The 15,094-nt window shown below is 61.3% G+C and carries 12 protein-coding genes; 6 read left to right on the forward strand and 6 right to left on the reverse strand.

All coding sequences use genetic code 11. The features are described from left to right. Positions 1-79 precede the first annotated feature (79 nt). Entirely contained in the window at positions 80-1,420 is a 1,341-nt protein-coding gene (locus ASE80_RS22100) for an ammonium transporter (RefSeq protein WP_056860809.1), read from the reverse strand. Between the two features lie 35 nt (positions 1,421-1,455). Next, positions 1,456-1,794 (reverse strand): P-II family nitrogen regulator, encoded by a 339-nt coding sequence (gene glnK / locus ASE80_RS22105; RefSeq protein ID WP_002555808.1) that lies wholly within the window; start codon positions 1,792-1,794, stop codon positions 1,456-1,458. A 422-nt stretch (positions 1,795-2,216) separates the two neighbouring features. Between glnK and ASE80_RS22110 the strand changes: the two genes are divergently transcribed. Together ASE80_RS22110 and ASE80_RS22115 are read left to right on the forward strand one after the other, a co-directional pair. Next, positions 2,217-2,480 (forward strand): accessory factor UbiK family protein, encoded by a 264-nt coding sequence (locus ASE80_RS22110; RefSeq protein ID WP_056860810.1) that lies wholly within the window; start codon positions 2,217-2,219, stop codon positions 2,478-2,480. Between the two features lie 197 nt (positions 2,481-2,677). Further along, a complete protein-coding gene (locus ASE80_RS22115) occupies positions 2,678-4,174 on the forward strand; it encodes a YifB family Mg chelatase-like AAA ATPase (protein WP_056860811.1) in 1,497 nt (498 codons plus the stop codon). 3 nt (positions 4,175-4,177) lie between these two features. On the opposite strand, the gene ASE80_RS22120 is transcribed toward ASE80_RS22115, so the two are convergent. Further along, positions 4,178-4,756: a TetR/AcrR family transcriptional regulator gene (locus tag ASE80_RS22120; protein ID WP_056860812.1), complete on the reverse strand. Its 579-nt coding sequence runs from the start codon at positions 4,754-4,756 to the stop codon at positions 4,178-4,180. A 112-nt stretch (positions 4,757-4,868) separates the two neighbouring features. On the opposite strand from ASE80_RS22120, the gene ASE80_RS22125 reads away from it, so the two are divergent. Further along, a complete protein-coding gene (locus ASE80_RS22125; RefSeq protein ID WP_169988058.1) occupies positions 4,869-5,783 on the forward strand; it encodes an ABC transporter six-transmembrane domain-containing protein in 915 nt (304 codons plus the stop codon). Positions 5,784-5,786: 3 nt separating this feature from the next. Here ASE80_RS22125 and ASE80_RS22130 read toward each other — a convergent pair whose 3' ends face one another. Both ASE80_RS22130 and ASE80_RS22135 read right to left on the reverse strand, forming a co-directional pair. Beyond that, positions 5,787-7,763 carry a methyl-accepting chemotaxis protein gene (locus tag ASE80_RS22130; protein ID WP_056860814.1) on the reverse strand — a complete coding sequence of 659 codons (1,977 nt, stop codon included), beginning with the start codon at positions 7,761-7,763 and terminating at the stop codon, positions 5,787-5,789. A 166-nt stretch (positions 7,764-7,929) separates the two neighbouring features. Beyond that, entirely contained in the window at positions 7,930-8,850 is a 921-nt protein-coding gene (locus ASE80_RS22135) for a LysR substrate-binding domain-containing protein (RefSeq protein ID WP_056860815.1), read from the reverse strand. Positions 8,851-8,986: 136 nt separating this feature from the next. Between ASE80_RS22135 and ASE80_RS22140 the strand changes: the two genes are divergently transcribed. Then, positions 8,987-10,390, forward strand: a complete 1,404-nt coding sequence (locus ASE80_RS22140; RefSeq protein ID WP_056860816.1) for a NorM family multidrug efflux MATE transporter — start codon at positions 8,987-8,989, stop codon at positions 10,388-10,390. A 67-nt stretch (positions 10,391-10,457) separates the two neighbouring features. On the opposite strand, the gene ASE80_RS22145 is transcribed toward ASE80_RS22140, so the two are convergent. Continuing rightward, entirely contained in the window at positions 10,458-12,122 is a 1,665-nt protein-coding gene (locus tag ASE80_RS22145; protein ID WP_056860817.1) for a putative bifunctional diguanylate cyclase/phosphodiesterase, read from the reverse strand. A gap of 255 nt (positions 12,123-12,377) precedes the next feature. On the opposite strand from ASE80_RS22145, the gene rep reads away from it, so the two are divergent. Further along, a complete protein-coding gene (gene rep / locus ASE80_RS22150) occupies positions 12,378-14,387 on the forward strand; it encodes a DNA helicase Rep (protein WP_056860818.1) in 2,010 nt (669 codons plus the stop codon). Between the two features lie 58 nt (positions 14,388-14,445). Next, on the forward strand, positions 14,446-15,018 hold the full coding sequence (locus tag ASE80_RS22155; protein ID WP_053258645.1) for a xanthine phosphoribosyltransferase: 573 nt from the start codon (positions 14,446-14,448) through the stop codon (positions 15,016-15,018). Positions 15,019-15,094: the final 76 nt, after the last annotated feature.

Genomic DNA, 15,094 nt, shown 5'->3' on the forward strand with positions numbered 1-15,094 from the left:
AAAACCCATCCGCCTTTAGCCACAGACAAACCCCAGACAAAAAAATGCCCGGCAAGCCGGGCATCTTTTTTTCGCGTACTTACAAGTTGTAGCCGCGTTCGTTGTGTTGCGCCAGGTCGAGGCCCACCGCCTCTTCTTCTTCGGTCACCCGCAGGCCCATCACCATGTCCAGCACTTTGAGGATGATGAAGGTCACGATGGCCGTGTAGATCACGGTGAAACCCACGCCCTTGCACTGGATCCAGACTTGCGCCGCGATGTCAGTGGTGGCCGCGTTGAAGCCGCCCAGCGATGGCGCTGCGAACACGCCGGTGAGGATCGCGCCGAGGATACCGCCGATACCGTGCACGCCGAAGGCGTCCAGGGAGTCGTCGTAGCCCAGTTTGCGTTTCAGGGTAGTGGCGCAGAAGAAGCACACCACGCCTGCCGCCAGGCCGATGACCAGGGCGCCCATCGGGCCTACGGTGCCGGCAGCCGGGGTGATTGCAACCAGACCGGCGACTACGCCCGAGGCAATGCCCAGCGCGCTTGGCTTGCCGTGGGTGACCCACTCGGCGAACATCCAGCCCAGTGCGGCAGCAGCGGTAGCAATTTGAGTCACCAGCATCGCCATGCCTGCAGTGCCATTGGCAGCAGCAGCAGAGCCTGCGTTGAAGCCGAACCAGCCAACCCACAGCATGGCTGCACCGACCAGGGTGTAACCCAGGTTATGCGGTGCCATCGGCGTGGTCGGGAAGCCTTTACGTTTGCCGAGTACCAGGCACGCCACCAGGCCAGCCACACCGGCGTTGATGTGCACCACGGTGCCGCCGGCGAAGTCCAGCACGCCCCAGTCGCCCAGCAACGAGCCCGGACCGCCCCACACCATGTGGGCAATCGGCGCGTAGACCAGGGTGAACCAGACGCCCATGAAGATCAGCATCGCGGAGAACTTCATACGCTCGGCGAATGCACCAACGATCAGCGCAGGGGTAATGATGGCAAAGGTCATCTGGAAGGTGACGAACACCGCCTCAGGGAACAGCGCCGCAGGGCCGGTAATGCTCGCCGGGGTTACACCCGACAGGAACAGTTTGGACAGGCCGCCCACGAACGAGTTGAGGTTGACGACGCCTGCTTCCATACCGGTGGTGTCGAACGCCATGCTGTAGCCGTAAACGAACCACAGGATGGTGATCAGCCCGGTGATGGCAAAGCACTGCATCATCACGGAAAGAATGTTTTTGGAGCGCACCATGCCGCCGTAGAACAGCGCCAGGCCCGGAATGGTCATGAACAGTACCAGCGCGGTGGATGTGAGCATCCACGCCGTGTCGCCGGAATTGAGGACTGGAGCAGGGGCTGGGTCCGCCGCCAATGCCAGGGCCGGCATTACGAGGGACAACAGGGCTCCTAGCCCTGCGAATTTACGCAGAGTCATATTGTTTTCTCCTGGGGCGTTGGGGGTTTGGCGGCTTAGATTGCGTCGGTATCGGTTTCGCCGGTACGGATGCGAATAGCCTGTTCCAGATTGACCACAAAGATCTTGCCGTCACCGATCTTGCCGGTGTTGGCCGCCTTGGTTATCGCCTCGATAACCCGGTCAAGATCCTTGTCGTCAATGGCGACATCAATCTTCACCTTTGGCAGGAAATCGACCACGTATTCCGCGCCGCGATACAGCTCGGTGTGACCCTTCTGCCGACCGAAGCCTTTGACCTCAGTAACGGTAATGCCCTGCACGCCGATCTCGGACAGTGACTCGCGAACATCGTCCAACTTGAACGGCTTGATGATGGCAGTGACTAGCTTCATGAAAACTCTCTCCCGAATTGGTGGACTTGCCCCAGGAAAACAAACCCGTCTCAAGTCTAAGCGCAGTGCCTGGCTTTGTAACGCGTCGTCGCCTTGGCATTTGCCGTCGCGACGCCAGCGAACCACTGGTGACGAAACCTGTACCCCTGATCCGTCGGCGCACTGCATTCGTCACAGCGACTGCATCAGTGCATGGGTCATGATCGTCTAAGCAGAAACCTTGCCAGCTCCGTAAAAATCACTGAAATCAGTCCTTTGCCCACTTATGCCCACCTGCAGGGCGTTTGCGCGGCACCAATGCGCACAAAAACAGTGCGCCACCGCCCGGCCCTCTGCGCGAAAAGCGTGCGCCCGCGGCCGTGAAAAAGACTATAGACGCTGCGTGATACACTGCCGGCCAACAGTTTTCCGGAATATTTCCCATGCTTGCGCCCAAAGACCTCCTCGACGCCCTGAGCGGCCACGCCTCTCGCCTGTTAAGCGGCGAAACCCCGCTGCCCCGCAACGAAATCGAAAGCCAGTTCAAGGCCCTGCTGCAAAGCGGCTTCAGCAAGCTCGACCTGGTGAGCCGGGAAGAATTTGACAGCCAGATGGTCGTACTAGCCCGCACCCGCGCGCGGCTGGAGAGTCTGGAAGCGAAGGTAGCGGAGCTGGAAGCGCGGTTGACGCCACCCGCTGCTGAATAAACCCGGCCCCTGTGGGAGCTGGCTTGCCTGCGATAGCGGTGTTGAATTCACTGGCGCTATCGCAGGCAAGCCAGCTCCCACGGTGTTCTGCGTCGCTCTTTGGATACGTTCAGTAAAACCTCCCGCCCTCGAAAGCATCTCACCTCGTCTACCCTTGAAAAACCCGCAGGAAGCGGCCTCCCACTCAAGGAACGAGCATGTCCCTCGCCATCGTCCACAGCCGCGCCCAAATTGGCGTGGAAGCCCCCGCCGTTACCGTCGAAGTGCATATGGCCAATGGTCTTCCCTCGCTGACCTTGGTGGGTCTGCCGGAAACCGCCGTGAAGGAAAGCAAGGACCGCGTGCGCAGTGCCATCCTCAACTCCGCACTGCAATACCCAGCCCGTCGTATCACCCTCAACCTCGCGCCCGCCGACCTGCCCAAGGATGGCGGGCGTTTTGATTTGGCGATTGCCTTGGGCATCCTGGCCGCCAGCGTGCAGGTGCCGGCATTGATGCTCGACGACGTGGAATGCCTGGGGGAATTGGCACTGTCGGGTGAGGTGCGGGCGGTCAAGGGTGTGCTGCCGGCCGCACTGGCCGCACGCAAGGCCGGGCGCACCGTGATAGTGCCGCGGGCGAATGCCGAGGAAGCGTGCCTGGCGTCGGGGTTGAAGGTGATTGCAGTGGACCACCTGCTGCAAGTGGTGGCGCACCTGAATGGGGTTGTGCCGATTGAACCGTATAAATCCGACGGTTTGCTGTACTTGAACAAGCCCTACCCGGATTTGAGTGAGGTGCAAGGCCAATTGGCCGCCAAGCGTGCACTGCTGATCGCGGCGGCCGGCGCGCACAACCTGCTGTTCAGCGGGCCCCCCGGCACCGGCAAGACCTTGCTCGCCAGCCGCCTGCCTGGCCTGCTGCCGCCCTTGAGTGAGCAGGAAGCCCTGGAAGTGGCGGCCATCCAGTCAGTGGTCAGCCTGGCGCCGTTGAGCCATTGGCCGCACCGCCCGTTCCGTCAGCCGCACCATTCGGCGTCGGGGCCGGCGCTGGTAGGCGGCGGATCAAAACCGCAGCCGGGGGAAATCACCCTGGCCCATCATGGCGTGCTGTTTCTGGATGAGCTGCCGGAGTTTGATCGCAAGGTATTGGAAGTGCTGCGCGAGCCGCTCGAATCCGGGCATATCGTGATCTCCCGCGCCCGTGACCGGGTGAGTTTTCCGGCACGGTTTCAATTGGTGGCCGCCATGAACCCCTGCCCTTGCGGCTATTTGGGCGAACCCAGCGGGCGCTGTCGGTGTACGCCGGAGCAAATCCAGCGCTACCGCAACAAGCTCTCGGGGCCATTGCTGGATCGGATCGACTTGCACCTCACTGTTGCCCGGGAAGCCACCGCACTGAACCCGCTCCAACACGATGGCGACAATACCGCAACAGCCTCGGCGGAAGTCGCCGAGGCCCGTGAGCGCCAGCAAAAACGCCAAGGCTGCGCCAATGCCTTCCTGGACCTGCCAGGGCTGCGCAAGCACTGCCAACTGGCAAAAGCCGATGAAGGCTGGCTGGAAAGCGCCTGCGAGCGACTGACCTTGTCCCTGCGCGCAGCCCACCGGTTGCTCAAGGTGGCGCGCACCCTGGCGGACCTTGAGCGGGTTGAACATATTGCCCGGCATCATTTGCAGGAGGCCTTGCAGTACCGGCCTGCGGCAACGGGTTAAGTCTTATGCGGAAAAACCCAGCAGCAGCTGCGCCACTTCCATGACCTCATCGAGCACCGCCTCGGCCGACTCCACAGACGGCTTGAGCATCAGGTCATCGGCATACCCCATCGCCAATGCGAAAATTTGCCGGGCCGCGCGTTGGGGCGAGTCGCAGCGGAATACACCCTCAGCCACGCCTCGCTCAATCACCTCGGCCAGCATCCCTTGCCACTGCGCGTTGATCACCAGATACGCCTGCGCCATTTGCGGGTCGTGCATGGCTTCGTCCCAGGCATCCAGCCACAACGCCCAGCCGGCATCAGCGGTGCTCGGCAGGCAATCACGTAAAAACCCCACCAGCGCCTCAAGCGGCGGCGCATCCGCCAACGGTTCGCGCACTTCATCCAATTGCTCATTGGCAAAGCGCACAAAGGCTTCGCGACGCAGTTCGTTCCAGTCGCTGAAGTAGTGATAGACGTGGCTGCGCGACAGGCCGGCATGCTCGGCCAGGTCACGGGTGGACACATCGGCAAAACCCTTGCTGCGAAACAGCTCCAGGGCGGCGGCGATGATCTGGTCTTTACGGTCGATACGCGACATGGGCAATTCCTTCGGGCGCCGGTAGATAAGCGGCGCTTGCTTTTTGAGCGATCGCTCAAGGATACTTGAGCAGTCGCTCAATAATAGCGTCTATCACCCCTTTGGTGCACTCATGTCATCCGTGACCCCGCAAATCCTGATTGAAGAAAGCAAGAAAATTGGCCAGCAATCCGCCGGCCAAACGCTCAAGGCGATTGCCAAGGCTTACCCCGGCAAGCTGTTCTGCACACTGTCACTGGTGGCGCTGGAGAATGCGCTGCTGCTGGCCTACCCGCTGTTTGCCGGGTTTGCGGTGGACTCGATTATCCGTGGCGATGCCACCAGCGCGTTGTTCTATGCACTGGTGGTGATGGCGTTCTGGGTGGTCGGCGCGGCGCGGCGGGCGCTGGATACGCGTACCTTTACGCGAATCTACGCCGACCTTGCGGTGCCGGTGATTCTCAACCAGCGCCAGCAGAATCACAGCACCTCAAAATCCGCCGCGCGGGTGGTGCTTGCACGCGAATTCGTCGACTTCTTTGAAAAACACGTGCCGATTATCGCCACGGCGCTGGTCTCGATTATTGGCGCGGCGGTGATGCTGATCGTGATTGAGCCGTGGGTCGGCCTGGCGTGCCTGGCCGCCCTGCTGCTGTGCGTGACGCTGCTGCCACGCTTTGCCCAGCGCAACCAGGAGCTGCATGAGCGCCTGAATGATCGCCTTGAGAAAGAAATCGGCCTGGTAGAAAAAGTCGGCGCACCCACCTTGCGTCGCCACTACCACGTGCTGTCACGCCTGCGCATCTGGCTGTCCGACCGCGAGGCCGCCGCGTACCTGTTTCTCGGCACGCTGGCAGCCCTGCTGTTTGTGGTCGCGATCAGCCAGTTGGCTTTGTCGCCGGCGGTCAAGGCCGGCCACATCTACGCGGTCATGACCTACCTGTGGACCTTTGTCACCAGCATGGACGAGGCACCGGGGATGGTCGACCAACTGGCGCGCCTCAAGGATATCGGCAAGCGCGTGGACCCAGGCCTGGGCGAGCATTAAGCCTTAACGAAAACGGTCAACCTCGTGCCGCAAACCGGCCGCCAGGGTTTCCAGTTCCTTGGCGGTAATGGCCAGGTTCGACACCACTTCGCGCTGTTCGCTGTTAGCCAATGCAATGCTCTGCAGGTTGCTGCTCAGCACGTTGGCCGTGCTGCTCTGCTCCTGGGTCGCAGTGGTAATGGCGGCAAACTGCTGGCCTGCCGAACGGCTTTGTTCGTCGATGCGCGCCAGGGCCGAGGCCACGTCGGCGTTGCGCGACAGGCCTTCCTGCATCAACACGTTGCCGTGTTCCATGGTGCTGATGGCGTTGCCGGTTTCCTGCTGGATGCTTTGGATCATCACCGAGATTTCGTCGGTGGCCTGGCGCGTGCGCGAGGCCAGGTTGCGCACTTCGTCGGCAACCACCGCAAAGCCCCGGCCTTGTTCACCGGCCCGCGCCGCCTCGATGGCGGCGTTGAGCGCCAGCAGGTTGGTTTGCTCGGCAATCGAGGTGATCACGCCGACGATCCCGCCAATTTCCTGGGAGCGCTGGCCCAAGGTGTTGATCACCGTGGCCGTGCTGTTGAGGGCGGTGGCGATATGCTCCAGCGACGACGACGCCTCTTGCATCGAGGTGCGGCCAATACGCGTCTGCTGGGCGTTTTCCTGGGCCAGTCGCTCGGTATTGCCCATGTTGTCGGCAATGTTCAGCGAGGTCGCGCTGAACTCTTCCACTGCGCCAGCCATGCTGGTAATTTCGCCGGACTGCTGCTCCATACCCTCATAGGCACCACCCGACAGGCCGGACAACGCCTGAGCCCGGCTGTTGACCTCTTCAGCCGCTTTACGGATGTGCGAGACCATGGTCGACAGCGCTTCGCCCATCTGGTTGAAGCTGCTCGCCAACTGGCCGATTTCGTCATGGCTGGACACATTCAAGCGCGCGCTCAAATCGCCGGCGCCCAAGGCTTCGGCCTGGCGTACCAAGTCGCTCAAAGGCTGCAATTTGCTGCGCAGCAACCACACCGCTGCGCCTACTGCCAGCAACATCGCCAGCACGCTGCCGATCACCAGGCGAATGCCGACCGCCCAGGTGACTGCACGTATTTCGGACTTCGGCATACTCGCTACCACCGACCACGGCCCGCCGTCGAACGGCACCGCAACGCTGTAGAAGTCTTCGTCCTTGTCGCTCCAGAAGCGGCCCTTGCCTGGGTTCTTGGCCAGATCAAGCATCACCGGGACCGCCTGGTCCAGCGCCTGCACACCGGCCGGCGGCACCAGCCAGTGCTTCTGTTCGTCCAACAAGGCGAGCGAGCCGGTGTGGCCGATACGGAAGCGTTTGAGGTTGTCGAACTGGGCCTTTTGCTCGTCGGTGTAATCAAAGCCGATAAACAACACGGCGATCACCTTGCCGGCGGCATCGCGCACGGGGCTGTACTGGGTCATGTAGGCACGATCAAACAACACCGCCCGGCCAATGTAATTCTGCCCGGTCAACAGGCGCTGGTAGGCCGGATGCTGGTGATCCAGCACAGTCCCGATGGCGCGATTGCCGTCTTGTTTGGTCAGGGAGGTGCTGATGCGGATGAAGTCTTCGCCACTGCGCACAAACACCGTGGCCACCCCGCCGGACATCTGCTTGAACTCGTCCACCTCAGCGAAGTTGTTGTTCAACACCTCATCGCCCAACAGCAGGCTCGGGGTCTGCACACCGGCCACGGCGACTTGCTGGTCCGGGCGCACACTCAAACCGGCGCCAAAGCGCTTTTCAAACAGCCCGCTCAATCGCTGAGTGCTCTCGCGCAAGGTGCTGTGAAAGGTATTGAGTTGGTCGGCCAGCAAGCGTGCCTCGCTGGCCAGATGTTCCTCGCGAGTGTCGAGGTTGGCCGAGTCGAGGGAACGCAGGGCAAATACCGTACTGCCGCTGATGACGACCGCCAAAATGACGGCCAAGGCGAGGCCTAACTGAGAGGCGATCCGAGCGCGAGGTTGAGACATGACAGCTCCTGGCCGAGGCCAGGATCATCCTGATCTCTTAGCGCAGCTCGGCAAATTATCGTGTGGGAAACGCTGGAAAATGGGGGTTCCAACACACCTTATTCGGCAAGCGCGGGCAATACTTGAGCGATTCACAGGGGTATCGCGCAAACGATTGCACATAAGGCTAGGCAAGGCGTTCAACCTGGGGCAATTCCATGGCATTGACTTCGCCTTGAAGAAACTCCGCCAAGCGCCGCAAACGCTCACCACCGGGGCGGGTTTTCGGCCACACCAGGTAGTAATTTTCCCCACTGGCTACCGCCGTCGGCCACGGCAGGCTCAAGCGGCCCTGGGCCACGTCTTCGGCCACCATCAGCAAATCGCCCATGGACACGCCGTAACCCCGCGCGGCGGCGATCATGCCCAACTCCAAGGTATCAAATACCTGCCCGCCCTTGAGCGACACCTGGGACGACAACCCCATGCGCTCCAGCCAATTGCGCCAGTCACGGCGGTCGGGCGTGGGGTGCAGCAGCTCGGCGCTTGCCAGGCGCGGGACATCCCAGGGGCCGTCATTGAGCAGGTTGGGCGCGCCCACCGGGATCAGCAATTCAGGGAACAGGTAGCAGGCCTCCCAATCCGCCGGAAAGTGCCCGTAGCTCAGCAATACAGCGCAGTCGAAAGGCTCCTGGTTGAAGTCCACTTCATCCACGCTCATCCATGCGCTGGTCAGTTGCACCTCATTACCCGGCTGCAAGGCGCGAAAGCGACTGAGCCGCGCCAGCAACCAGCGCATGGTCAGCGTCGACGGCGCCTTCATGCGCAGGATGTCGTCTTCGGCGTTCAGGGTGTGGCAGGCGCGCTCCAGCGCCGCGAAGCCTTCGCGCACGCCAGGCAAGAGCAGGCGCGCCGCTTCGGTGAGCTGCAGGTTGCGGCCACTACGCTGGAACAGGCGGCAGGCGAAGTGCTCTTCGAGCGTGCGGATATGCCGGCTGACCGCACTTTGCGTGATCGAAAGCTCATCCGCCGCACGGGTAAATGAGTTGTGCCGGGAGGCGGCTTCAAAGGCGCGCAAGGCATAAAGCGGCGGTAGACGGCGTGACATGGAAGAACCTCCTCAGAGCAGTACCCAACCCTAGCATGAGTTTTAATCATGCGAATGATCGCTTTTATCCTTTTGTGTAATGCCTCAGGAGCGCCGAGAATCAACCCTTTCCCCAACCTCTGACTTTTTGAGCGTGATGATCATGCAACATCCGGTGCGTACTGAACTCTGGGCCATTCTGCGGCTGTCAGGGCCGTTGATTGCCTCACAGTTGGCGCACATGCTGATGGTGCTGACCGACACCCTGATGATGGCCCGCCTGAGCCCCGAAGCCCTGGCCGGTGGTGGCCTGGGTGCGGCGAGTTATTCGTTTGTGGCGATTTTCTGTATCGGCGTGATTGCCGCCGTCGGCACGCTGGTCGCCATCCGCCATGGTGCCGGTGACATCGAAGGCGCCACCCGCCTGACCCAGGCCGGGCTCTGGCTCGCCTGGCTGATGGCGTTGGTGGCCGGTTTGCTGCTGTGGAACCTCAAGCCGGTGCTGCTGATGTTTGGCCAGACCGAAACCAACGTGCAGGCGGCGGGGCAATTCTTGACCATCTTGCCGTTCGCCCTGCCCGGCTACCTGAGCTTCATGGCGTTGCGCGGCTTTACCAGCGCCATCGGCAAGGCGACGCCGGTGATGGTGATCAGCCTGGGCGGCACCGTCATTAACTACCTGCTCAACCATGCGCTGATCGAGGGCATGTTCGGTCTGCCGAAGCTCGGCTTGATGGGCATCGGCCTGGTCACAGCGATCGTCGCCAACTGCATGGCCCTGGCGTTGATGTGGTACATCCGCAGCAACCGCGCTTACGCGGCCTACCCGCTCGGCACGGGCCTGTTGCGCCTTAACACGCAGTATCTGCGTGAGCTGTGGCGCCTGGGCCTGCCGATTGGCGGCACCTACGCGGTGGAGGTCGGCTTGTTCGCCTTCGCGGCGCTGTGCATGGGCACCATGGGCAGTACGCAATTGGCCGCGCATCAGATTGCCCTGCAAATCGTCTCGGTGGCGTTCATGGTGCCGGCGGGGATGTCGTATGCGATCACCATGCGCATCGGCCAGCATTACGGCGCCGGTAAATTACTGCAAGCACGCATGGCCGGGCGGGTCGGGATCGGTTTTGGCGCATTGGTGATGTTGGGGTTTGCCGTGGTGCTGTGGCTGTTTTCCGATGCGCTTATCGGGCTGTTTCTGGACCATAACGACCCGGCTTTCCACGACGTCATCGTGCTGGCGGTCAGCCTGCTGGCCGTGGCGGCGTGGTTTGAATTGTTCGACGGCGTGCAGACCATTGCCATGGGCTGTATCCGCGGGCTCAAGGATGCCAAGACCACCTTCCTGGTCGGGCTGGGTTGCTATTGGCTGATCGGCGCACCGTCGGCGTGGTTGATGGCGTTCACACTGGGTTGGGGGCCGACCGGTGTCTGGTGGGGTTTGGCGCTGGGCTTGGCCTGCGCGGCAGTCAGCCTGACGTGGGCGTTTGAGGCGAAGATGAAGCGGATGATTCGGCAGGAGCCGGAAGTGCACACGCAATTTCAAGCCATGCAGCCAGACTGAAGAATGTACTCGGTCAATGTGGGAGCTGGCTTGCCTGCTCCCACATTTTTGATTGGGTTTACAACCCTTAGCCCAGCAGCGCCTGCTGGCTCTTGCCGAACGTCAAATACTCCACCAACTCGGGCAACGGCAACGGCTTGCTGATCAGATAACCCTGGGCCTGATCACACCCAAACAGCCGCAACAACGCCAGCTGTTCGGGGGTTTCCACACCCTCGGCGACCACTTCCAGGTTGAGGTTGTGGGCCAGGTTGATCATGGCGTGCACCAGCTTGCGGTTTTCTTCGCGCTCTTCCATGCCGCCGACAAAGCTCTTGTCGATCTTCAGCAAGGCAATCGGCAGGCTGTTGAGGTGCACGAACGAGGAAAAACCGGTGCCGAAATCGTCCAGGGAAAACCGCACACCCAGGCGGCCAAGGGCGTCCATGGTCTGCTTGACCAGGTCACTGCGGCGCATCACGGCGGTTTCGGTCAGCTCGAACTCCAGCCACTGCGCCTCCACGCCACGCTCGGTAATCAGCCGGCTCAACGTGGAAAGCAGCTGGCTGTCCTGGAACTGGCGAAACGACAGGTTGACCGCCATGTGCAACGGCGGCAGGCCGCGTTCGCGCAGGTCTTGCATGTCGCGCAGGGCGCGGGAGATCACCCAGTAACCCAGCGGCACAATCAGGCCACTCTGTTCGGCCAAGGGCACGAACTCGCTGGGCGGCAACAGGCCGCGCTCGCCGTGGCGCCAGCGCACCAAGGCTTCCAGGCCGACGATATGCCCGTCGTCCAGGTCCAGGCGCGGCTGGTAATGCAGCTCCAGTTCGTCGCGGCGCAACGCACGGCGCAGTTCACTTTCCAGGTCGGCCAGGCTGCGGGCGTTGCGGTTGATGCGTTCATTGAAGATGTGAAAGGTACAGCCCTGGGTACTCTTGGCCTGCTGCATGGCGATGTGCGCGTGCCACATCAGCGGGTCGGCCCCAGCGCGGGCACGGGCATGTGCCACGCCCAGGCTGCAGCCGATCAGCAGGCTTTCGCCATCCACCCAATACGGTTCGGCCATGGCTTCGGTAATGCGCTCGGCCATCCACTCGGCGCGCTGGGGCGCACGGCGGGTGTCGATCAACAGGGCGAATTCGTCGCTGCCCAGGCGCGCCAGTTGGTCGCCGGCTTCGAGCTGGCTCTTGAGGCGCGAGACCACTTGCAGGATCAAGCGATCGCCGGCCTGATGGCCCAAGGCGTCGTTGGCGTGACGGAAGTTGTCGAGGTCCAGATGGCCGAGGGCCAGGCCACGGCCTTCGTTTTCGGCCAGACGCGCCGCCAGCAAGGTCTGGAAACCCTGGCGGTTGGCGATACCGGTGAGCGGGTCCTGTTCGGCCAGGCGCTGCAGCGTGTTCTCCAGCACGCCACGCTCACGCACGTGGCGCAGGCAGCGGCGCAAGGTATCGGTATCCAATGCGCCAAGAACCAGCCAATCGCTCACGCCCAGCGGTGAAACCAGCGGTTCCTGCTCCAGCAGCAATATGCACGGCAGGCTGCAACGGCCTGGGCCGGGTTGCAGGCTGGGTGTGGTCAATAACACGGCACTGTGGTCGTCATCGAACAGACGACTCACCGAGTCCCAGTTGGGCGCGCTGACCAGCACAGCCCCATCGCCCATCGGCGCCAGGCACTCGCGCAACAACGCTGCCCACGCTGGCTCATCGGCCAGTAGCAGCAAACGCAAGGGTTCGACAGGCGTAGACAAGCTAGCTCCCTAGACTCTGCAAAATTGTGTTGGCGGCGGGCATTATGACTTGCTGCCTGATAATCACCAATGATAGGGGTTATCAAATACGACAGCTTCAAGCATTCGTCGTACAAGTGCCCACATCCTGCGGCAAAGTATCAAAACCGGCAAATTTAGATCGAGTGGTACGTCACACCGTCGTTCTAAAGCAGCAGAATCTTGCCAGCCTGTTAAAATGCCCGCCCTTTTGAACAACGACTCCCTGATTTCTGTATGTCCCGACTCAATCCCCGGCAGCAAGAAGCCGTGAACTACGTCGGCGGCCCTCTATTGGTGCTCGCCGGTGCTGGCTCCGGCAAGACCAGCGTGATCACCCGCAAGATCGCGCACCTGATCCAGAACTGCGGCATCCGTGCCCAGTACATCGTCGCCATGACCTTTACCAACAAGGCTGCGCGCGAAATGAAGGAGCGTGTCGGCACGCTGCTCAAGGGCGGCGAAGGCCGTGGCCTCACGGTGTGTACCTTCCACAACCTGGGCTTGAACATTATCCGCAAGGAGCATGCGCGGCTGGGCTACAAGCCGGGTTTCTCGATCTTCGACGAGACCGATGTGAAGTCGCTGATGACTGACATCATGCAAAAGGAATACGCAGGCGACGACGGCGTGGATGAGATCAAGAACATGATCGGCGCCTGGAAAAACGACCTGATCCTGCCGCCCCAGGCCCTGGAAAACGCGCGCAACCCCAAGGAGCAGACCGCCGCCATCGTTTACACCCACTACCAGCGCACGCTCAAGGCGTTCAACGCGGTGGACTTCGACGATCTGATCCTGCTGCCGGTAAAGCTGTTCGAGGAACACGCCGACATCCTCGAAAAATGGCAGAACAAGGTGCGCTACCTGCTGGTGGACGAATACCAGGACACCAACGCCAGCCAATACCTGCTGGTGAAAATGCTCATCGGCACGCGCAACCAGTTCACCGTAGTAGGCGACGACGACCAGTCGATCTACGCCTGGCGTGGCGCGCGCCCGGAAAACCTGATGCTGCTCAAGGACGACTATCCGTCCCTGAAAGTGGTGATGCTGGAGCAGAACTACCGCTCCACCAGCCGCATCCTGCGTTGCGCCAACGTGCTTATTTCCAACAACCCCCACGAGTTTGAAAAACAACTGTGGAGTGAGATGGGTCACGGCGACGAGATTCGCGTGATCCGCTGCCGCAACGAAGACGCCGAAGCCGAACGCGTGGCCGTGGAAATCCTCAGCCTGCACTTGCGTACCGACCGGCCCTACAGCGATTTCGCGATCCTGTATCGCGGCAACTACCAGGCCAAGCTGATCGAGTTGAAGTTGCAGCACCACCAGGTGCCGTATCGCCTGTCAGGCGGCAACAGCTTTTTCGGACGCCAGGAAGTAAAAGACCTGATGGCCTACTTCCGGCTGATCGTGAACCCGGATGACGACAACGCCTTCCTGCGCGTGATCAACGTGCCGCGTCGGGAAATCGGTTCGACGACCCTGGAAAAGCTCGGCAACTACGCCACCGAACGCAAGATTTCGATGTACGCCGCCACCGACGAAATCGGCCTGGGCGAGCACCTGGACACGCGCTTCACCGATCGCCTGTCGCGCTTCAAGCGCTTCATGGACAAGGTGCGCGAGCAATGCGCCGGCGAAGACCCGATCAGCGCCCTGCGCAGCATGGTCATGGACATCGACTATGAAAACTGGCTGCGCACCAACAGTTCCAGCGACAAGGCTGCGGATTACCGCATGGGCAACGTCTGGTTCCTGATCGAAGCGTTGAAAAACACGCTGGAGAAGGACGAAGAAGGCGAGATGACCGTCGAAGACGCCATCGGCAAGCTGGTGTTGCGCGACATGCTTGAGCGCCAGCAGGAAGAAGAAGACGGCGCCGAAGGTGTGCAGATGATGACCTTGCACGCGTCCAAAGGCCTGGAATTCCCTTACGTGTTTATCATGGGCATGGAAGAGGAAATCCTCCCGCACCGCTCCAGCATTGAAGCCGACACCATCGAAGAGGAACGGCGCCTGGCCTACGTGGGCATTACCCGCGCACGTCAGACACTGGCCTTCACCTTCGCCGCCAAGCGCAAGCAATACGGCGAGATCATCGATTGTGCCCCCAGCCGGTTCCTGGATGAACTGCCGCCGGACGATCTGGCCTGGGAAGGCAATGACGACACCCCGACCGAGGTGAAGGCCGTTCGCGGCAACACCGCCTTGGCGGACATACGCGCGATGTTAAAGCGCTAGAATCGACTACTTTTTAATCTACTTTCGGCGCACACCGCGCCATTAGAGGAAGCTTTCCGTGGAAGCACTGCACAAGAAAATTCGCGAAGAAGGCATCGTGCTTTCCGATCAGGTCCTCAAGGTTGACGCCTTTTTGAACCACCAGATCGACCCGGCGCTGATGAAGTTGATCGGCGACGAATTCGCCGCGCGGTTCAAGGATTCGGGCATCACCAAGATCGTCACCATCGAGGCGTCGGGCATCGCCCCGGCGATCATGACCGGCCTGAACCTCGGCGTGCCGGTGATCTTCGCCCGCAAGCAACAGTCCCTGACGCTGACCGAAAACCTGCTGTCGGCGACCGTGTACTCCTTCACCAAGAAGGTCGAAAGCACCGTGGCGATTTCCCCGCGTCACCTGACCAGCAGCGACCGCGTACTGGTAATCGATGACTTTTTGGCCAACGGCAAGGCGTCCCAGGCGCTGATTTCGATCATCAAGCAAGCCGGCGCGACCGTTGCAGGCTTGGGGATTGTGATCGAGAAGTCGTTCCAGGGTGGCCGTGCGGAGCTGGATGCGCAGGGTTATCGAGTTGAGTCGCTGGCGCGGGTGAAGTCGTTGGCCGGTGGCGTCGTCACCTTCATCGAGTAATCACTGCCTGAACTCGATTAAAAATGTGGGAGCTGGCTTGCCTGCGATGAGGGCCTGACAGTCGACAACTCTGTCG

It is taken from the genome of Pseudomonas sp. Leaf15, assembly GCF_001421425.1.
Classification (GTDB): Bacteria; Pseudomonadota; Gammaproteobacteria; order Pseudomonadales; family Pseudomonadaceae; genus Aquipseudomonas; species Aquipseudomonas salomonii.

What these genes read in the sequence shown, in the direction of transcription:
- ASE80_RS22100 (WP_056860809.1), bottom strand. Translation starts at nt 1,420, where the DNA reads ATGACTCTGCGTAAATTCGCAGGGCTAGGAGCCCTGTTGTCCCTCGTA.
- glnK (WP_002555808.1), bottom strand. Translation starts at nt 1,794, where the DNA reads ATGAAGCTAGTCACTGCCATCATCAAGCCGTTCAAGTTGGACGATGTT.
- ASE80_RS22110 (WP_056860810.1), top strand. Translation starts at nt 2,217, where the DNA reads ATGCTTGCGCCCAAAGACCTCCTCGACGCCCTGAGCGGCCACGCCTCT.
- ASE80_RS22115 (WP_056860811.1), top strand. Translation starts at nt 2,678, where the DNA reads ATGTCCCTCGCCATCGTCCACAGCCGCGCCCAAATTGGCGTGGAAGCC.
- ASE80_RS22120 (WP_056860812.1), bottom strand. Translation starts at nt 4,756, where the DNA reads ATGTCGCGTATCGACCGTAAAGACCAGATCATCGCCGCCGCCCTGGAG.
- ASE80_RS22125 (WP_169988058.1), top strand. Translation starts at nt 4,869, where the DNA reads ATGTCATCCGTGACCCCGCAAATCCTGATTGAAGAAAGCAAGAAAATT.
- ASE80_RS22130 (WP_056860814.1), bottom strand. Translation starts at nt 7,763, where the DNA reads ATGTCTCAACCTCGCGCTCGGATCGCCTCTCAGTTAGGCCTCGCCTTG.
- ASE80_RS22135 (WP_056860815.1), bottom strand. Translation starts at nt 8,850, where the DNA reads ATGTCACGCCGTCTACCGCCGCTTTATGCCTTGCGCGCCTTTGAAGCC.
- ASE80_RS22140 (WP_056860816.1), top strand. Translation starts at nt 8,987, where the DNA reads ATGATCATGCAACATCCGGTGCGTACTGAACTCTGGGCCATTCTGCGG.
- rep (WP_056860818.1), top strand. Translation starts at nt 12,378, where the DNA reads ATGTCCCGACTCAATCCCCGGCAGCAAGAAGCCGTGAACTACGTCGGC.